The organism is Pseudomonas sp. M20 (assembly GCF_045037865.1).
Lineage (GTDB): Bacteria > Pseudomonadota > Gammaproteobacteria > Pseudomonadales > Pseudomonadaceae > Aquipseudomonas.
In genome coordinates this window covers 5,168,549-5,186,760 of record NZ_CP173611.1, presented here as the reverse complement: position 1 = coordinate 5,186,760, position 18,212 = coordinate 5,168,549, and the positions used below count along the sequence as shown (strand labels likewise).

The window sequence follows — 18,212 nt, the reverse complement described above, 5'->3', positions numbered from 1 at the left end:
GAGGCGTAAATGCCTCCCCGGTTCGTTTATGGAAACCACATGAATATTCTGATCGTTGGGCCCAGTTGGGTCGGTGACATGGTGATGGCGCAGACACTGTTTCAGTGTCTCAAGCAGCGCCACCCGCAATGCGAAATCGACGTGCTGGCCCCCGAGTGGAGCCGGCCGATCCTTGAACGCATGCCTGAAGTGCGCAAGGCCTTGAGCTTTCCGCTCGGTCACGGCGCGCTGGAATTGGCAACGCGTCGGCGCATCGGTAAGTCCCTGCGCGGCCAGTACGACCAGGCGATCCTACTGCCCAACTCATTGAAGTCGGCGCTGGTGCCGTTTTTCGCCGGCATCCCGAAGCGCACCGGCTGGCGTGGTGAGTTCCGCTACGGCTTGCTCAATGATGTGCGCGCCCTCGATAAACAACGCTATCCACTGATGATCGAGCGTTTCATGGCGTTGGCCTATGAAGCGAGTGCCGAGCTGCCGAAACCCTATCCACGTCCGAGTCTGCAAATCGACCCGGTGACCCGCGACGCCGCACTGGCCAAGTTTGGCCTGACGCTCGACCGCCCAGTGTTGGCCTTGTGCCCCGGCGCCGAGTTCGGCGAATCGAAGCGCTGGCCGTCCGAGCACTACGCGAAAGTCGCCGAAGCACGTATCCGCGAAGGCTGGCAGGTGTGGTTGTTCGGTTCGAAAAACGATCACTCGGTCGGTGAAGACATTCGCGCACGGCTGATCCCGGGCCTGCGAGAAGAATCGGTCAACCTCAGCGGCGGCACGTCGCTGGCTGAAGCCATCGACCTGATGTCCTGTGCCGACTCGGTGGTCTCCAACGATTCCGGTCTGATGCACGTCGCCGCTGCGCTGAACCGCCCATTGGTGGCAGTCTACGGCTCGACCTCGCCGGGCTTCACCCCGCCGTTGGCCGAACACGTCGAAGTGGTGCGTCTGGGCCTCGATTGCAGCCCGTGCTTCGACCGTACCTGCCGCTTCGGCCATTACAACTGCCTGCGCCAGCTGATGCCGGACGCGGTCAACGATGCCTTGCAGAAGTTGCAGGGCTCTGTGGTCGAGGTTCATTAAGTTGCGGGTACTGCTGATCAAGACTTCATCGCTGGGCGACGTGATTCATGCGTTGCCGGCGCTGACCGACGCCGCCCGGGCCATCCCCGGGATCAAATTCGACTGGGTCGTCGAGGAAGGCTTCGCCGAGATTCCGACCTGGCACCCGGCCGTTGGCAAAGTGATTCCGGTGGCGATCCGCCGCTGGCGCAAGAACATCTGGAAGACCATCACCAGCGGTGAGTGGAAACGCTTCAAGCAAAGCGTGCGCGCGAATAAATACGATTTGGTGATCGACGCCCAAGGCCTGCTGAAAAGTGCCTGGCTGACCCGTTACGTCAAAGCGCCGGTGGCGGGCCTCGATAAAGGTTCGGCCCGCGAACCGATGGCGTCGCGGTTCTACGATCGCAAGTTGGCCGTGGCCCGTGGTCAGCACGCTGTCGAGCGTGTGCGGCAGTTGTTCGCCATCGCCCTCGGTTACGACTTGCCCAAAGGTTTGGGCGACTACGGCCTCAACGTCGAACGTCTGGTCGAGTTACCGCGCAAAAATGCTTTTGTGGTGTTCCTGCACGGCACCACGTGGGACACCAAACACTGGCCGGAAAGCTACTGGCGCGAACTGACCGAACGCGTCGGTTACCTCGGCGTCGGCGTCAAGTTGCCGTGGGGCAACCCGCAGGAAAAGGCTCGTGCCGAACGCATCGCTGCCGGTTTCAAGCACGCCGAAGTGCTGCCGAAGCTGAATCTGGCCGGCGTCGGCAAAGTCCTTGCCGGTGCGCAAGCGTGCGTCGCGGTGGACACCGGTCTCGGCCATTTGGCCGCTGCACTGGACGTGCCGACCATCTCGCTGTTCGGCCCGACCAACCCGGGCCTGACCGGCGCCTACGGCAAACTGCAGATTCACCTGGCCAGCGACTTCCCGTGCGCGCCGTGCCTGCAAAAGAAATGTACCTATCAACCGACCGCGCAAGATGCCCGTCAGTTTGACCTGAAGCGTGAACAGCCTCTGTGCTTCACGCGTCTGAACCCCGAGCGTGTCGCCAGCCGACTGAGCACGTTGTTAATGGCTGAGGAGCTGCGCTGATGCAATTGGCATTCGTCCTGTACAAATATTTCCCGTTCGGTGGCTTGCAGCGCGACTTCATGCGCATCGCCCTCGAATGCCAGAAGCGCGGTCATCAGATTCGCGTTTATACGCTGATCTGGGAAGGCGACGTGCCGCCCGGCTTCGAAGTACTGGTGGCGCCGGTCAAGGCGTTCTTCAACCACCGTCGCAACGAAAAACTCAGCGCGTGGATGGCAGCGGACCTGGCCAAGCGCCCGGTCGATCGCCTGATCGGGTTCAACAAGATGCCGGGGCTGGACGTCTACTACGCCGCCGATGGCTGCTTCGAAGACAAGGCGCAGAACTTGCGCAATTCGCTGTACCGCCGCTGGGGCCGTTATCGCCACTTTGCCGAGTACGAGCGCGCAGTGTTCGCCAAGGATGCGAAGACCGAAGTGCTGATGATTTCCGAAGTGCAGCAGCCGCTGTTCATCAAACATTACGACACGCCGCTTGAGCGTTTCCATCTGCTGCCGCCAGGCATCGCCCAGGATCGTCGCCGCCCGGCGGATGCCGATGAGATTCGCGCCGGTTTCCGTGCTGAATTCAATCTGAAGGACGACGAGCTGCTGCTGGTGCAGATCGGCTCCGGGTTCAAGACCAAGGGCGTTGATCGCAGCCTGAAAGCGCTGGCGGCATTGCCCGCTGAGCTGAAGACGCGTACCCGGCTGTTTGTAATCGGCCAGGATGACCCCAAATTGTTCCAGATGCAGAGCGCGACTTTGGGTCTGGGCGACAATGTGACGTTCCTCAAGGGGCGCAGCGATATCCCGCGTTTCCTGCTCGGCGCCGACCTGTTGATCCACCCGGCGTACAACGAGAACACCGGTACGGTGTTGCTGGAAGCGCTGGTCGCCGGTTTGCCGGTGCTGGTCAGCGCGGTCTGCGGTTACGCCCATTACATTGCCGAGGCAGACGCCGGGCGAGTGCTGGACGATCCATTCGATCAGGCACAGCTGACGCAATACCTGACCGACATGTTGAATGACGACGCTGCACGGGCGGCCTGGAGCCGCAATGGTCTGGCCTTCGCCGACACGGCCGACCTCTACAGCATGCCGCAGCACGCGGCCGATGTGATTCTGGCGGAGCACGCTTAATGAAGTTGATGCTGGCTGAACCGTTCAAAAGCCTTTGGGCCGGACGCGATCCGTTCGCCGAAGTCGAAGGCTTGCAGGGCGAGGTATACCGCGAGCTGGAAGCACGCCGGACACTGCGCACGGAAGTCGACGGTAACGGATTCTTCGTGAAGATCCACCGTGGCATTGGTTGGGGCGAGATCTTCAAGAACCTGCTGACCGCCAAGCTGCCGGTACTCGGCGCAGGTCAGGAGTGGACAGCCATTCAGCGTCTGCAGGAAGTCGGCGTGCCGACCATGACCGCCGTCGCTTACGGCGAGAAGGGCAGCAATCCGGCGGATCAGCACTCGTTCATCGTCACCGAAGAGCTGGCGCCGACCATCAGCCTCGAAGACTTCAGCATCGACTGGGGCAAGCAGCCGCCCGAGCCGAAACTCAAGCGCGCGCTGATTGCCGAAGTCGCGCGCATGACTGGCATGATGCATCGCGCCGGCGTCAACCATCGCGACTGCTACATCTGCCATTTCCTGTTGCACACCGATAAACCGGTGACACCGCAAGACTTCAAACTCTCGGTGATCGACCTGCACCGCGCCCAGACTCGCGCGAAGATTACTCAGCGCTGGCGCAACAAGGATCTGGCCGCACTGTACTTTTCCGCGCTGGACATCGGCCTGACCCGCCGCGACAAGCTGCGCTTTCTCAAGGGCTATTTCCAGCAGCCGCTGCGCCAGATCCTGGCGCAAGAAGCGCCGCTGCTGAACTGGCTGGAAGGCAAAGCCAATAAACTCTACGCACGCAAGCAGCGTTACGGGGATGCGCTCTGATGGCGGGTTGGACTCTCGAGCCGCAATACGGCGAGCTCGCCGAAGACTTCGGCAGCCTCGAAGCGGTATTTGCGTTGCAGGGCGAACGCCTGACCCGTGACCCGCTGTCGGAAGTGATTCGCGTGCAGCGCAACGGCGTCAACTATTACGTCAAACGCTATGTCGGCGCCGGTAAAGGTCTACGCCGCTACCTCGGCAAGCCGCGGGTAAAGATGGAATGGCAGAACCTCAAGCGCTTCGCCAAGTGGGGCATTCCTACCGCTGAAGTGATCGCTTGGGGGCTGGAACGACGTGGCGCGGCGTATGACCGTGGCGCGATGATCACCCGCGAACTGCCGCACACCGAAGACCTCTCGGCGCTCGCCGAGCGCAAGGATCCGAAGCTCAAGGATCGCGTCTGGGTCGACGCTGTCAGTCGGCAACTGGCCGGTTATACCCGGACGATGCATGATCACCGATTTACCCATAACGATCTGAAATGGCGCAACCTGTTGATCGATGACCAGGCGCGTATATTTCTGATCGATTGCCCTAACGGCGAGTTCTGGCGCGGCTTCTGGCTCAAGTATCGGATCACCAAGGATCTGGCCTGTCTCGATAAACTCGCCAAATACCACCTGTCCAATACCCAACGCCTGCGCTTCTATAAGCAATACCGCCAGTGCGATCGGCTTGATAGCGCCGACAAGAAACGGATTCGGCACGTGGTGAGATTTTTCGAGGGACGCGAATGACTGATTTTCTCGCCGCTGAAGACCGCGCGCTGCTTGAGCGCCATGGTCTCGGCAGTTTCGACGCATTGTGGGCCAAGCAGCTTGAAGCTGTGGATGAACCCAATACCGCCCGTGGTGGCTGGAGTAGCGTCTTCCGTCTGGACCTGGAAGGGCAGGGCTATTACCTCAAGCGCCAGAGCAATTACCTGACGCGCACTTTGCACGCGCCTTTCGGTGAACCCAGTTTTGCCCGTGAGTTTCGCAATATCAGTCGCTATCGCAAGCTCGGCATACCCGCGCTGCAGGCGGCGTTCTTCGGTGAACGCAAGGTCAATGGCGAAGTTCGCGCGATCCTGCTGACCCGCGCTCTGGACGGCTGGAGCGATCTGGAATCGCTGTTGCAGCGTTGGGCGCAGCTCAGTGCCGCGCAACAGTCGGCCATCCTCAAGGCTTGCGGATTGCTGGCTCGGCATCTGCACGGTGTGCGTCAGGTGCACGGCTGCTTCTATCCCAAACATATTTTTCTGCGAGCCAGCGGTGACGGGTATCAGGCGCAATTGATCGACCTGGAAAAAACCCGTCCTTTATTGTTCGGCATGCGTGACCGGATCAAGGATCTGGAGCCGCTGCAACGCCGCGCGCCGGAATGGAACGAGGCGCAACTGCGTGAATTGCTCGCGGCTTATCTCGATCAGCCCACCGATAGCTCGCTGCTCGACAGCTGGCTGGCCCGGCTGACCGCGCGCCGCAGTCACAAGGAGACGCGCTGATGCAATTGTCCGAGCTGGCCGGTGTCGGGCGAACCCCGCAACTGCCGCTGACCGTGACCCTGGCCGATGCCGCCGGAAATGCGGATCTGCAATTGCTTAGTTTGCTGCGGGTTCTGCCAGGGCAACGCTACGTCGGCGCCGGTGTCTGGCGTGGCCGTCCGGTACTGGCCAAATTGCTGGTCGGCGGCAAGGCTGCCCGGCATTTTCAGCGTGAGCTGGAAGGCGTGCGCTTGTTGGCCGCGCAAGGCATGACGACACCGTTGTTGCTAGCCGACGGTTTGAACAGTGACGAAGGTGGCTGGCTGCTGTTCGATTTCCTTGAAGGCGCCGAAAGCCTTGGCGATGCCTGGGCAAAGGTCGAGTCGCTGCCGTTGCTCGCAGATGAACAGTCGGCGGTATTGGCCGAGGCGCTCGGCGCCATTGGCCAATTGCACGGCAAAGGCCTCTGGCAGGAGGATCTGCACCTGGATAATCTGCTGCGTCACGGCGGCCAGTTGTACTTGATTGACGGCGCCGGAGTATGCGCAGAGACCGCTGGTCAGCCGTTGTCGCGACAAAAAGTCCTGGAAAATCTCGGGGTATTTTTCGCCCAGTTACCCAAGGCGCTTGAGCCGTTCACTGAAGAATTGCTGGTGTATTACCTGTTGAGCAACAGCGAGCACGCGCTCCCGCTGGAAGCCTTGCAGAAACAGATCGACAAAGTACGCCGGTGGCGTCTGAAAGACTTTCTGCTCAAGGTCGGTCGCGAGTGCACGCTGTTCAGTGTGCAGCGTGGAGCGTTCGGTCTGCGCGCAATTCGTCGTGAAGAAGAGCCGGCCATGCTGCCGGTGCTTGCGCAGGCGGATGCGCTGCTTGATCAGGGCCATATGTACAAGACCGGTGGTGCGGCGAGCGTCGGCAAGGTTCAGGCCGGTGTGCGCACTCTGGTGATCAAACGCTACAACATCAAGGGCTTTGCGCATTGGCTCAAGCGTTTCTGGCGTCCGAGTCGCGCCTGGCATTCGTGGCGTGAAGGCAATCGCCTGGCGTTCCTCGGCATCGCTACGCCCAAGCCGCTGGCGGTGCTGGAGAAGCGCTTTTTTTGGCTGCGCAGCCGTGCGTATCTGGTGACCGAGTTCCTGCCGGGGCCGGATATCATCGAGCGCTTTGCGCCCTATGTTGAAAGTGGCGAAGCACCGGAGGCAGAATTGCAGGCGCTGGACCTGTTGTTCGCGCGATTGATTGACGAGCGCATCAGCCATGGCGACTTCAAGGGGCACAACCTGTTCTGGCAGCAGGATCGCTGGGCACTGATCGATCTGGATTCGATGTGTCAGCATGGAACTATCGGCAGTTTCGCGCCGGCCTATGCCCGTGACCGTGCGCGATTCATGCGTAACTGGCCTGAAAGCAGCGCGCTGTATCAGATTATTGATCATCGTTTGCCCAAGGACATTTCCAGCGCGGCCTGAGTCAAACCACTACAGCAGTGGAGGACAAGATTCAGCGACTTGTCCTACAGCCTCTCCAGAAGCCATGAACTGTGCCCCGTTCAGCCCCGATGCTAATTTGCCCAACGACCTTGGAGGGCGAATTTTAATGATCAGACAGGCTGTAACAGTGAGTGCATTTTCATGGGTTCTGGCCGGCTGTGGCAGCGTCATGACCGTATTGCAGGACGATGCCGACGTCGCCCGGGACATGCGCAAACAAAACACCTACTGCCAATCGATTCCGCGGATTTACAGCGGGCTGGCATTCGATTTCTGCGTGCTTAACGCGCCCCCTGATCCCAGCGGATTTCTGGTGCCGTTCGTGCTGCTGGATCTGCCATTGTCCGGTGTATTCGATACGGTAGCGTTGCCTTATACGGTTTTTCGTCAGGTCACCGACGGCAACCTCGGTATTTACTGGCGCAAGGGCGGTTATTGAGGCACAGGGCAAGGTTTCTCCAATCCATTCACCCTGGGGCAATCGCGCAGGGTAATTCCCCTCTCGTTTACGCTATAATCCCGCCCTTTAGCTGTCACTCGCCCTGTGCGAGGGCACATCAATTTTCAAGGCGCATCGCGCCTGCACGCAGACTAAAGAGGCTAGACCCCTGTGGCATTGACGATTCTTGGCCTGTCCGGCGCCCTTAGCCATGATCCTTCAGCGGCCTTGTACATCGACGGCAAGCTGGTGGCGGCGGCTGAAGAAGAGCGCTTCGTACGCGATAAACATGCAAAGAACCGCATGCCCTACGAATCGGCGAAGTTCTGTCTGGAACAGGCCGGCATCAAGCCGTCCGATGTTGACGTGGTCGCGATTCCATTTGCCCCGATCAGCCTGTTCGGCAAGGCGCGCTGGCACTACGCCAAGCGTTATTGGTATGCGCCGGACCGCGCGCTTGATGCGATCCTGATGGGCAATCGCCGTTACAAGCGCTATCGCAACAAGATTGTCTGGTGCCTGGAACAACTGGGTTTCGATCCGAAAAAAATCAAGATCGAGCCGGTCGAGCACCACCTGGCTCACGCCTCCAGCGCCTACCACTGCTCGGGTTTCAAAGAAAAAACCGCGATCCTCGGTATTGACGGCAAGGGCGAGTACGCCACAACCTTTTTCGGCTATGGCGAAAACGGCAAGATCCACAAGATCAAGGAATTCTTCGATCCTGACTCCCTCGGCGGCCTGTATGGCGCGATCACCGAGTTCCTCGGTTTCGAGATGCTTGATGGTGAGTTCAAGGTCATGGGCATGGCGCCGTACGGCGACGCCAGCAAATACGACTTCTCGCGTCTGGCCTCGTTCGAGAACGGCGAGTTGGTGATCAACACCGACTACGCCAACGTGATCGGCCTGCGTCGCTACAAAGAGAAGGGCAAAGGTTTCTACTTCTCGCCGAAGCTGATCGAGTGGCTGGGTCCGAAACGCGAAGGCGACATCGCTGACGAGCCATACATCCACTACGCCGCGAGCATGCAAGCGCTGTTCGAGAAACTGGCGTTGCAGATGATCGACCACTACCTGGGCGATGTGCTCAAGGAAACCGGCAAGCTGGCATTCGCCGGTGGCTGTGCGTTGAACGTCAAACTGAACCAGAAAATCATCGCTCGCGACGACATCAAAGAGCTGTTCGTTCAGCCGGCGTCCGGCGATGCCGGCACTGCAGTCGGCGCCGCTGCCTACGTGTCGCACGCTCGTGGCGTACCGGTCGAGAAGATGGAGCACGTCTATCTCGGCCCGTCGTACAGCAACGAAGACGTGATTGCCGCCTGCGCGCGTCACGAGAACAAGCCGACCTGGCGCAAGCTCGACAACATGCCTGAGCAGATCGCCAAGATCATGGTCGATGGCAACCCGGTGGCCTGGTTCCAGGGACGTATGGAGTTCGGTCCACGCGCACTCGGCGGCCGCTCGATCATCGGTTGCCCGAGCGTGGCTGGTGTGGCTGACCGCATCAACCACCAGATCAAGTTCCGCGAGCGCTGGAGGCCTTTCTGCCCGTCGATGCTCGACACCGTTGCGCCACAGATGATCAAGATCGATCACCCGGCACCGTTCATGACCTTCACGTTCGAAGTGGCGGAAGAGTGGAAGACCCGCGTACCGGAAGTTGTCCACGAAGATGGCACCTCCCGTGCCCAGGTGCTCAAGCGTGAATACAACCCACGCTACTACGACATGATGAAGGCGCTGGAAAACCTGACCGGCAACGGCGTATCGCTGAACACCTCGCTCAACCGTCGTGGCGAACCGATGATCTGCTCGCCGACTGACGCACTGAACATGTTTTTCGGCTCTGATCTGGAATACCTGATCATGGAAGATATTCTGGTCGTAAAAGAGGGTGTAAAAGGATACGAACTTGACTGAAACACTGATCAGCGTCGTCATTCCGGTTTACAACTATGCGCGAACGCTTCCACGTGCAGTGGAATCGGTGTTGGCGCAGTTGGATGAGGCGACCGCGGATCTGCTGGTCATCGACGACGGGTCAACGGACGATACCCCCGAGGTAGTCGAAAACCTCCTGCTCAAGCATGGCGGGCGCTTCCGTGCGCTGCGCAAAGCCAATGGCGGCTTGTCGTCGGTGCGCAATCGTGGGCTTGAGGAGACGACCGGGCGGTATCTGGTATTCCTCGACTCCGATGACGAAATGGCTCCCGGCGCACTGGCTGCGCTTTCTGAGCATATCGCCAGTCATCCGCACAGCCTGATGGTGATCGGTGCACATTGGTCGGTGTTCGCCGACGGGCGACGCAGCTTGCAGGCGGCCAAGCCGTTGCCTGTGACGCCGCGGCAGCGCTTGCAGGGTTACCTGTTGAGCAAGACGGTATCGATTTCCAACGGTGCCTGCGCGATGCATCGCGATGTGTTCGTTATGGGTAATTACCCGGAACACTTGCGCAACGTCGAGGATTTGCCAGTGTTTGCCCAGGTGCTGGCGCGCTATCCCTGCACCGTTCTGGACAAGCCTTTGGCGTTGATCTACAAGCATGCCGACAGCATGCGCCATGATTTGCGGCAAAGCCTTGCCGCCGGTACGGAGCAGGTCGTCAGCGAAGTCTTTTCCAGTCGACGAATGCCCGACGAAATGAGTGATTTACGCCAGGCCTTTCTTGCGCAGCGCTGCTTGTCGTTGTTTCGTGACTGTTATTCCCATGGCGAGTACAAGCTGGCCAAGGCATTCTATTTTCAGGCCTTGCGTGCGGACTGGCGGACGTTTTCGCGCTGGTCCTACACGCGTAAGGCGTTGCGGTTGCTGTTTCGGTAAACGGGTCGCGGAGACTACGCGGGCCTTGTAACGGATGTCGGTGAGGTGGCTGGGTGAAAGGTACGGGCGGTAGCGTGGCAACTCGAGTCTCCAGAGTCATCGACGAATACCCGGTTTGGCTGGCGTTTCTGGGCAGTGCGCTGTTATCGCTGATTGCGGTTCTGGGCACCGCGACAGTGGGGCGTGATGCCGCGCTGTATATCGATATCGCGCAACAGGTCACCGAGCACGGGCCTAATGTGGCCTGGGCCACTTTCGACTGGCCATGGTTTTCCTTTCTTCTGGCCGGTACGCATACCGTCCTGCATTTGCCGCTCGAGCTGAGCGCCTATCTTTGGTGCGCGCTGTTTTTTGCCGGCACCAGCGCGCTGATGGTGGACTGCGTACGTCAACGGTCTGCGCAACTCGCCGGTTGGGCGTGTCTGGTGGTATTGGCAATGCCGGCGGTGAATGCCTTCCGAAACGACATCATCCGTGAATGCGGTTTCTGGTTCTTCTGCACCCTGACACTCTGGCTCGCGCTGCGCTGGCAAGCCCGTGGCGGTTGGCTGCGGGCTGCACTCATCCATCTCGCCATTGTTGCGGCTGCCTTGTTTCGACTGGAAGCCCTGCTCCTGGTGCCGGCCTTGGCGCTGTGGCAGTTGCCTAATCTGTGGTCGTCGAGCCGACGGATGCAATTCGCTCAGTTTTCGCTGCTACCGGTTTTGGGATTGGTGGCTGTTTCAGTTACCGGTGTGCTCATGTCGGCGCGCGTGATGCTGTATCTGGACATGATCGAGCCGCACGGTGTGTTTGCATCCTTTCAGATGCTGTGCGAGCAGTTTGCCAACTCGCTCATCAACAAGTATTCCCAGGATGAAGCCGGTCGGATCATTTTCTTTGGCATCCTGGCGACCATGGCGATCAGCTTCGTGAAGTTGATGGGGCCTTTCGCCGTCCCTTTCGTGCTGCGACGTAACTGGGGATTTCTGGGTGTTTACTGGCGCGAGTACCGTCCCTTCGCCTGGACGGCGTTGTTGTATCTGATCGTGCTGGTGCTGTTTTTCATCAAACAACAGTTCATGAACGCGCGCTACCTGAGCTTTCTGAATCTGTTGTTTGTGCCCGTGCTGGCGATGGGGCTGGCGGCGTTTGTTCGCGATTTCCCGCGCTGGGGCAAGTGGCTGGTGGTGCTGGGGTTGTTGGTTATGCTGTCGAACGTCATTTCCACCGGTGCGGGTAAAACGCATTACGTCGAGGCCGGTCGCTGGTTGTCCGCGCATGTCGAGCCGGGTGCGAAGACGTATTTCGAGGATGGGCGGATCAGCTATTACGCCGGTCGCGGCTACGTGATGCCGGTACTGACCGCTGAGGAAGCGATGTCGGCAGCTCACGCTGGCGACTATCAGTACTTCCTCATCGAGGCCAAAGGTGACGAGCCTTGGTTGAATGATTGGCTGGTGGCGCACAAGCTGCGCATCATCGAGCATTTCGCCAATCGCAAAGGTGCCACCGTGGTGATTATAGGTCGCTAAGGCTTAACCGAGCAGCGGACGCAGGCGTGAGATCAGCGGCGCTTGTCGGTGGCTCGGCAACGCCTGGCGATAGCCTTCGACAAAAGTTTCGCCGGCGTCCTGACCGAGCAACCATTGGCGGTCCTCCTTGTAGCGCAGCAAGTGAGCGAAGTTGCGCAGCCGTTTACTGTCACTGAGTGCGCGCTTCTGGCAGCGCAAGTCGGCGATATCGATCAGGCCCAAATGCTTGTCCGGGGTCTGCACGACATTGCCGAAGTGCAGCGACCGAAAGTACACACCTTTTTCGTGTAGCAGAGCGAAGTAGCCGCCCAGCTGGAATCGCAGTGAGTCAGCTTCTTCGCCAGTGCTTTGTAACTGACGCACTGTATTGCCTTGCAGCGGGCTGTAATACACAGCGTCGCGTTCGATGCTCGGAATGCGGTACACCGCGATCACTTTCGGGCAGAGGATGCCACGCTGTTCGAGTGCCCGGGTGTTGTCGGCAAAGCGTTGTGCATAGGGGTAGAACAGCGCCGAACTGAGCAACCGCTTGCGGCGGAACAGCTTGAGCATGCGTCCATCGGCCAATCTGAGCACCTTGTCGCCGGAACCGTCGGCCTCCAGTACGTGTGCACCTTTGCGCAGTGCCTCGTAAGTGCTGTGATCAATCGATTGCATATCGGGCTCCCCATCATTAGCGGGGTATCTTAACCGACTTGGTCGAAGGCTGGCTTGAAGTCATGTTTATCGGGGCAAAAACGCGTGTGATATCATCGGCACCTCACTGAATTGCGCGGATCACCATGAGCAGTCCTGAACCGAAAGCCCAGTCCACGCTGGCGATCTATTTCCGCCTTTTGGCTTACGTGCGGCCTTATGCCGGCCTTTTCCTTCTCAGCATCGTCGGGTTTCTGATCTTCGCATCGACTCAACCGATGCTCGCTTACATCCTCAAATACTTTGTCGACGGTCTGGCCAATCCTGAAGCCAGTCTGTTCCCGGGCAACCCATATCTGGGCAAGCTGCAGTTGCTCGAAACCGTGCCATTGATGATTGTCTTCATCGCGCTGTGGCAGGGCGTGGGGTCGTACCTGGGTAACTTCTTCCTGGCGCGGGTTTCGCTGGGGCTGGTGCATGACCTGCGGGTGGTGCTGTTCAACAAGTTGCTGGAGTTGCCCAATCGCTTCTTCGACAAGAACAATTCCGGCCATCTGATTTCCCGAATCACCTTCAACGTGACGATGGTCACCGGTGCAGCAACGGATGCGATCAAAGTCGTCATCCGTGAAGGTATGACCGTGATTTTCCTGTTCTGCACGCTGTTGTGGATGAACTGGAAGCTGACTCTGGTGATGGTCGCCATCCTGCCGTTGATCGGTTTGATGGTGAACAGCACCAGCAAGAAATTCCGCAAGCAAAGCAAGAAGATTCAAGTCTCTATGGGCAACGTCACGCACGTCGCCTCCGAGACCATTCATGGCTACCGCGTTGTGCGCAGCTTCGGTGGCGAGCAGTACGAAAAGGATCGCTTTCGCGATGCCAGCCAGAGCAACACTGACAAGCAGTTGACGATGACCAAGACCGGCGCGGTTTACACGCCGATGCTGCAACTGGTGACTTACAGCGCCATGGCCGTGGTCATGTTCCTCGTGCTGTATCTGCGCGGCGATGCTTCGCCGGGCGATCTGGTGGCTTACATCACCATGGCCGGCCTGCTGCCGAAACCGATCCGTCAGTTGTCGGAAGTCAGCTCGACCATCCAGAAGGGTGTGGCCGGTGCCGAGAGTATTTTCGAGCAACTGGATGAGCCGGCGGAGGTGGATCGGGGCACGGTCGAGCAGGATCGTCTCGAAGGTCGTCTGGAAGTGCGCAATCTCAGCTTCCACTACCCCGACACCGACAAAGCGGTGCTCAACGACATCAGTTTTGTTGTCGAACCGGGGCAAATGGTCGCGCTGGTTGGCCGCTCAGGCAGTGGCAAATCGACCTTGGCCAGTCTGATTCCGCGCTTTTATCAGCATGATCATGCGCAGGGCCAGATTCTGCTCGATGGCGTGCAGGTGCAGGACTTCACCCTGCGCAGCCTGCGTCGGCAGATTGCTCTGGTGACCCAGCAGGTGACCCTGTTCAACGATACGGTGACCAACAACATCGCTTACGGCGATCTGGCCGGCGCGCCGTTCGATGAAGTAAAGCGCGCGGCTACAGAGGCCTATGCCGACGAGTTCATCATCAAGATGCCGCAAGGTTATGAAACCATGGTCGGCGAAAACGGCGTGCTGCTGTCCGGCGGCCAGCGTCAGCGCATCGCCATCGCCCGGGCGCTGCTCAAGGATGCCCCGCTGCTGATTCTCGACGAGGCCACTTCTGCTCTCGATACCGAGTCGGAGCGGCATATTCAGGCTGCACTGGATCATGTGGTGAAAAACCGCACGACCCTGGTGATCGCTCACCGCTTGAGCACGATTGAAAAGGCCGACCTGATTCTGGTCATGGACGAAGGCCGTATCGTCGAGCGCGGCTCTCACGCGCAATTGCTCGAGCAGAACGGCTATTACGCCCGTCTGCATGCCAAAGAGTTTGAAGAGGGTGACGAGCCTCAGCCGGCACACGCGACCAACGTATGCTGACGATGTTTCGCAGCTTTCGCGAGCGTGGCTGGAGCGAAATCGACCGCGACAGCTACGCCCGGGCCTGGCAGCGTTTCGGTGGCAGCTTTGCCACGCACCCCGAAGTCGTCGAGCGTTTGTCGACATTCCTGGGCATCGAGTTGCGCTACCTGGGCTGGGTGATTGGCGGTGAAGTGCTTGCCGCCGTTCCCTGCTGGGGCCGGCATGTCGCCTTGTCCAAGGAAGTGCTCAAGCGCGAGGGCAAGCGTGGATTGCTGGACATGGGCAATGCGGAAATCATTCTGCCGATCGCGCCAGATGTCAGCGTACCGGTGCGCCAGCGTATGGCTTATGTCTCCCAGCTCAATGCCGATCAGATCAGCACATTGAAGCCACAGCCTGAGGGTTTGGCTCTGGCTCGGCTCCCGGAAGAGTATTCGAAGAAATTCCGCTACAACCAGCGTCGTGAGCAGCGCCTGCTGGAAGAGGCGGGCGGATCGCTGGTGCCGATGTCCGACTTTACCCCGCAGGAACAGGCTGCCGCTTACGGTGATTTGTTCCAGCGTCGCTGGGGCTTCGAGGTGCCGGGCAAGGCCGGGCTGGTTGACGTATTTACCTTGCTGCGCGAGTTCATGACCGGTTCGGTGGCGATGCTCGATTCGGCACCCGTGGCCATTCAGGTGCTGTACCGCGTCGAGGCCCCGCAATGGGTTTCGCTGGAATACATCAACGGTGGCGTTGACCCGCAGAGCCGCGAGTTCAGTCCCGGCAGTGTGCTGAGCTTCGTCAACACCCAAGAGGCCTGGGCGCACGCGCAAGCTCTGGACAAGCCTTTGCGCTATTCATTCGGTCGTGCCGACCGTGAGTACAAGGATCGCTGGTGCCACACGGTGCCGGTCTACAAGGTCTGAATTCATGAGCGCTCGCAAGCAACAGCTTCTCAAGGCCCATCGGCGCAACAAGCGTCTGTTCCTGATTGCCTTCCTGGTGGGGTTGTTGCTGATCGGATGGCTGGTTGCGTGGTGGGTGGTGCCAGTGTTGCTGGTGCTGGCCTGGGTCGCGCACGAGGCCTGGTTCGCCGATCATCTGTTCTATCGGCCTTCTGACGACTATCAATACGACTTTCCGTCACGCACGGCCCGGCAGGCCGTGAGCCTTGAGGGCGGCCTGGTGCGCCTGGGTGAGCCGCTGGCGCAAGGCGAGACATTGGTGCTCGAGCTTGAAGTGAAATCCACTTGGCTGGGGCGCTGGCTAGACCCCTATATTGAAGTGGGCGCAGATCGCCAGGACTTCGAGCGCGGGGTCAACGGCCGGCGTTTCCTCAATCTTTCCGGGCAGGCCGCTGCGCTGGCGCAAGGTTCGTTGACGTTGCGCGGCCGCTATTGTGCGCCGAGTGCCACGGGCACGCTGTGGGTCATGCTCAACGCTGACTATGCCCACCAGCGAGTGATGGTCATCGCTCCTCACGCCGATGATGCCGAGCTTGCGGCATTCGGTCTTTACAGCCGCTGCGAAGACGTCAGCATCGTCACGCTGACCCAAGGCGAGATCGAAGCTGAAAACTTCCAGCGACTGGGTCTGGACCAAGCCGCAGCCGCGCGGTTAAAGGGGCGTTTGCGCAGTTGGGACAGCCTGACGATTCCGCTGTGGGGCGGAGTGCCCGCCGAGCGTTGCGTGCAACTGGGTTATTACTGCCTGCAACTGCCCTCGATGGCCGAAAAACCGACCCAGGCGTTCGGCTCCCGGGAATCGCAGGAAAACGACATCCGCAGTGTGCGCCGGCACAACCCGTTGACCTTGCCTGCAGACGTCGATGGGCAGCCCACCTGGCAAAATCTGCTGGGCGACCTGACTGCACTGCTTGAGCACTATCGTCCAGACGTGATTGTCACACCGCATCCTGAGCTTGATCCTCACAGCGATCATGTGGCCTCTACCCGGGCGTTGCTTGAGGCTATCGAGCTGAGTCACTGGAAACCGACAACCCTGCTGATGTACGCCAATCACCTGCACGACAACGATCGCTGGCCGATGGGGCCTGCCGGTGCCGGTATTGCGCTGCCGCCGGCCATCGAGCCATTGCCGGCTGACCGGCTGTGGAGTCCGCTGTTGTCAGCGGATGTGCAACTGGACAAAGCCATGGCACTGGCCATGGAACACGATCTGCAGGGCGGGCAAGTGTTCAAACGGCAATTGCGCCGCTGGATCCAGCAGGCTCTGGCCGGCCGTCGCTGGCCTGAAACGGGCAGTAACGAGTTTTTCCGCAAGGCGGTCCGGCGTCACGAGTTGTTCTGGGTGCGCGACCTTTCAGATTGAGGCGGACGGCGCTTTACCCTGTGTTAATATCGCGCCCCTGTTCATTTTGTATGTGGGTTGCTCCATGAAGTTGTCCATGCCGCGTTTCGATCAAGCCCCGGTCTTGGTAGTCGGCGATGTCATGCTCGACCGTTACTGGCATGGCGGAACCTCACGGATTTCCCCTGAGGCGCCGGTGCCGGTCGTTAAGGTCGAGCAGATCGAAGACCGTCCAGGTGGCGCCGCGAACGTTGCCTTGAACATTGCCGCGCTGGGTGCGCCGGCGTCGCTGGTCGGTGTGACCGGCGACGACGAAGCTGCCGACAGCCTGAGCAACAGTCTCAAAGGCGCGGGCGTTCGTGCCCTGTTCCAGCGCATCGCGCACCAGCCAACCATCGTCAAGCTGCGGGTCATGAGCCGGCACCAGCAACTGCTGCGTATCGACTTTGAAGAACCGTTCGCCACCGACGCCCTGGCCCTCGGTTCGCAGGTCGACGACCTGCTCGAAGGCATCAAGGTGCTGGTACTTTCCGACTACGGCAAAGGCGCTCTGAAAAACCATCAGGCGTTGATCCAGGCCGCCCGCGCGAAGAACATCCCGGTGCTGGCCGACCCGAAGGGCAAGGATTTCTCGATCTATCGTGGCGCCAGCCTGATTACCCCGAACCTCAGCGAATTCGAAGCCATCGTCGGCGGTTGCGTCGATGAGCATGAGCTGGTGAGCAAGGGCGCCGGCCTCATGCACGACCTCGAACTCGGCGCGCTGCTGGTGACACGCGGCGAACACGGCATGACCCTGCTGCGTCCCGACCAGCCGGCACTGCACCTGCCAGCCCGTGCCCGTGAAGTGTTCGACGTCACTGGTGCCGGTGACACGGTAATTTCGACCCTGGCCGCAGCGATTGCCGCCGGTGAAGACCTGCCCCACGCTGTTGCGCTGGCCAATCTGGCCGCAGGTATCGTCGTCGGCAAGCTGGGTACGGCGGCCATCAGCGCCCCGGAACTGCGTCGCGCCATTCAGCGTGAAGAGGGTTCCGAGCGTGGTGTGCTCGGTCTTGAGCAGTTGCTGCTCGCCGTGGCCGATGCCCGCGCGCACAACGAAAGGATCGTCTTCACCAACGGCTGCTTCGACATCCTGCATGCCGGGCATGTCACCTACCTGGAGCAGGCGCGAGCACAGGGCGATCGTCTGATTGTCGCGGTCAACGATGATGCTTCGGTCAGCCGCCTCAAAGGCCCGGGCCGTCCGATCAACAGCGTTGATCGACGCATGGCGGTTCTCGCCGGCCTCGGCGCTGTGGACTGGGTGATCAGCTTCCCTGAAGGCACCCCGGAAAACCTGTTGCGCGAGGTCAAGCCGGATGTGCTGGTCAAGGGCGGCGATTACGGCATCGATCAGGTGGTCGGCGCTGATATCGTTACCGCTTATGGCGGCACCGTGAAGGTCTTGGGGCTTGTGGAAAACAGCTCGACAACTGCGATTGTCGAGAAGATTCGCAGTCGTTGATCAGATGAATTTTTACCGTTGTG

At 59.9% G+C, this 18,212-nt stretch carries 16 protein-coding genes; 15 read left to right on the top strand and 1 reads right to left on the bottom strand.

From position 1 onward, the window contains the following. The first annotated feature begins 39 nt into the window (after nucleotides 1–39). The 11 genes from waaF to ACI514_RS22930 all read left to right on the top strand — a co-directional run bounded on the left by waaF (nucleotide 40) and on the right by ACI514_RS22930 (nucleotide 11,799). Nucleotides 40–1,074 carry a lipopolysaccharide heptosyltransferase II gene (waaF, locus tag ACI514_RS22980; protein ID WP_405122438.1) on the top strand — a complete coding sequence of 345 codons (1,035 nt, stop codon included), beginning with the start codon at nucleotides 40–42 and terminating at the stop codon, nucleotides 1,072–1,074. A 1-nt stretch (nucleotide 1,075) separates the two neighbouring features. Beyond that, nucleotides 1,076–2,137 (top strand): lipopolysaccharide heptosyltransferase I, encoded by a 1,062-nt coding sequence (gene waaC, locus ACI514_RS22975; protein WP_016985658.1) that lies wholly within the window; start codon nucleotides 1,076–1,078, stop codon nucleotides 2,135–2,137. Further along, the gene (locus ACI514_RS22970; protein ID WP_405122437.1) at nucleotides 2,137–3,258 is read left to right on the top strand and encodes a glycosyltransferase family 4 protein; all 1,122 of its coding nucleotides are present in this window, start codon (nucleotides 2,137–2,139) and stop codon (nucleotides 3,256–3,258) included. Before waaC ends, ACI514_RS22970 begins: the two co-directional genes overlap by 1 nt. After that, nucleotides 3,258–4,064, top strand: a complete 807-nt coding sequence (gene rfaP, locus ACI514_RS22965; RefSeq protein WP_160055231.1) for a lipopolysaccharide core heptose(I) kinase RfaP — start codon at nucleotides 3,258–3,260, stop codon at nucleotides 4,062–4,064. Before ACI514_RS22970 ends, rfaP begins: the two co-directional genes overlap by 1 nt. Further along, complete coding sequence (locus ACI514_RS22960) at nucleotides 4,064–4,798, top strand: lipopolysaccharide kinase InaA family protein (RefSeq protein WP_405122436.1); 735 nt, start codon at nucleotides 4,064–4,066, stop codon at nucleotides 4,796–4,798. Before rfaP ends, ACI514_RS22960 begins: the two co-directional genes overlap by 1 nt. Then, nucleotides 4,795–5,547, top strand: a complete 753-nt coding sequence (locus tag ACI514_RS22955; protein ID WP_160055237.1) for a lipopolysaccharide kinase InaA family protein — start codon at nucleotides 4,795–4,797, stop codon at nucleotides 5,545–5,547. The genes ACI514_RS22960 and ACI514_RS22955 overlap by 4 nt, the downstream gene beginning before the upstream one ends. Beyond that, nucleotides 5,547–6,998, top strand: a complete 1,452-nt coding sequence (locus tag ACI514_RS22950) for a lipopolysaccharide kinase InaA family protein (protein WP_160055239.1) — start codon at nucleotides 5,547–5,549, stop codon at nucleotides 6,996–6,998. The genes ACI514_RS22955 and ACI514_RS22950 overlap by 1 nt, the downstream gene beginning before the upstream one ends. A gap of 127 nt (nucleotides 6,999–7,125) precedes the next feature. After that, nucleotides 7,126–7,458: a YceK/YidQ family lipoprotein gene (locus tag ACI514_RS22945; protein WP_160055241.1), complete on the top strand. Its 333-nt coding sequence runs from the start codon at nucleotides 7,126–7,128 to the stop codon at nucleotides 7,456–7,458. Between the two features lie 171 nt (nucleotides 7,459–7,629). Next, on the top strand, nucleotides 7,630–9,384 hold the full coding sequence (locus tag ACI514_RS22940) for a carbamoyltransferase (RefSeq protein WP_123448351.1): 1,755 nt from the start codon (nucleotides 7,630–7,632) through the stop codon (nucleotides 9,382–9,384). Then, nucleotides 9,377–10,285: a glycosyltransferase family A protein gene (locus ACI514_RS22935; RefSeq protein WP_160055244.1), complete on the top strand. Its 909-nt coding sequence runs from the start codon at nucleotides 9,377–9,379 to the stop codon at nucleotides 10,283–10,285. Before ACI514_RS22940 ends, ACI514_RS22935 begins: the two co-directional genes overlap by 8 nt. A 74-nt stretch (nucleotides 10,286–10,359) precedes the next feature. Beyond that, nucleotides 10,360–11,799 (top strand): hypothetical protein, encoded by a 1,440-nt coding sequence (locus ACI514_RS22930; RefSeq protein WP_405122435.1) that lies wholly within the window; start codon nucleotides 10,360–10,362, stop codon nucleotides 11,797–11,799. Between the two features lie 3 nt (nucleotides 11,800–11,802). On the opposite strand, the gene ACI514_RS22925 is transcribed toward ACI514_RS22930, so the two are convergent. After that, nucleotides 11,803–12,456, bottom strand: a complete 654-nt coding sequence (locus ACI514_RS22925; protein ID WP_405122434.1) for a toluene tolerance protein — start codon at nucleotides 12,454–12,456, stop codon at nucleotides 11,803–11,805. A gap of 125 nt (nucleotides 12,457–12,581) precedes the next feature. Here ACI514_RS22925 and msbA point away from each other — a divergent pair, with 125 nt between their 5' ends. From msbA to hldE, 4 genes are all read left to right on the top strand, one after another. Then, nucleotides 12,582–14,408: a lipid A export permease/ATP-binding protein MsbA gene (gene msbA, locus ACI514_RS22920; RefSeq protein ID WP_160055252.1), complete on the top strand. Its 1,827-nt coding sequence runs from the start codon at nucleotides 12,582–12,584 to the stop codon at nucleotides 14,406–14,408. Beyond that, nucleotides 14,402–15,298 (top strand): GNAT family N-acetyltransferase, encoded by an 897-nt coding sequence (locus ACI514_RS22915; RefSeq protein ID WP_160055255.1) that lies wholly within the window; start codon nucleotides 14,402–14,404, stop codon nucleotides 15,296–15,298. The genes msbA and ACI514_RS22915 overlap by 7 nt, the downstream gene beginning before the upstream one ends. 4 nt (nucleotides 15,299–15,302) lie before the next feature. Further along, the gene (locus tag ACI514_RS22910; protein ID WP_405122433.1) at nucleotides 15,303–16,703 is read left to right on the top strand and encodes a PIG-L deacetylase family protein; all 1,401 of its coding nucleotides are present in this window, start codon (nucleotides 15,303–15,305) and stop codon (nucleotides 16,701–16,703) included. Between the two features lie 64 nt (nucleotides 16,704–16,767). After that, nucleotides 16,768–18,189 (top strand): bifunctional D-glycero-beta-D-manno-heptose-7-phosphate kinase/D-glycero-beta-D-manno-heptose 1-phosphate adenylyltransferase HldE, encoded by a 1,422-nt coding sequence (gene hldE, locus ACI514_RS22905; protein ID WP_160055261.1) that lies wholly within the window; start codon nucleotides 16,768–16,770, stop codon nucleotides 18,187–18,189. The last annotated feature ends 23 nt before the right edge of the window (nucleotides 18,190–18,212 follow it).

Excerpts from the sequence above, each read along its gene's own strand:
- waaF (WP_405122438.1), top strand. The coding sequence starts at position 40 with ATGAATATTCTGATCGTTGGGCCCAGTTGGGTCGGTGACATGGTGATG.
- ACI514_RS22970 (WP_405122437.1), top strand. The coding sequence starts at position 2,137 with ATGCAATTGGCATTCGTCCTGTACAAATATTTCCCGTTCGGTGGCTTG.
- rfaP (WP_160055231.1), top strand. The coding sequence starts at position 3,258 with ATGAAGTTGATGCTGGCTGAACCGTTCAAAAGCCTTTGGGCCGGACGC.
- ACI514_RS22960 (WP_405122436.1), top strand. The coding sequence starts at position 4,064 with ATGGCGGGTTGGACTCTCGAGCCGCAATACGGCGAGCTCGCCGAAGAC.
- ACI514_RS22955 (WP_160055237.1), top strand. The coding sequence starts at position 4,795 with ATGACTGATTTTCTCGCCGCTGAAGACCGCGCGCTGCTTGAGCGCCAT.
- ACI514_RS22950 (WP_160055239.1), top strand. The coding sequence starts at position 5,547 with ATGCAATTGTCCGAGCTGGCCGGTGTCGGGCGAACCCCGCAACTGCCG.
- ACI514_RS22945 (WP_160055241.1), top strand. The coding sequence starts at position 7,126 with ATGATCAGACAGGCTGTAACAGTGAGTGCATTTTCATGGGTTCTGGCC.
- ACI514_RS22925 (WP_405122434.1), bottom strand. The coding sequence starts at position 12,456 with ATGCAATCGATTGATCACAGCACTTACGAGGCACTGCGCAAAGGTGCA.
- msbA (WP_160055252.1), top strand. The coding sequence starts at position 12,582 with ATGAGCAGTCCTGAACCGAAAGCCCAGTCCACGCTGGCGATCTATTTC.
- ACI514_RS22915 (WP_160055255.1), top strand. The coding sequence starts at position 14,402 with ATGCTGACGATGTTTCGCAGCTTTCGCGAGCGTGGCTGGAGCGAAATC.
- ACI514_RS22910 (WP_405122433.1), top strand. The coding sequence starts at position 15,303 with ATGAGCGCTCGCAAGCAACAGCTTCTCAAGGCCCATCGGCGCAACAAG.
- hldE (WP_160055261.1), top strand. The coding sequence starts at position 16,768 with ATGAAGTTGTCCATGCCGCGTTTCGATCAAGCCCCGGTCTTGGTAGTC.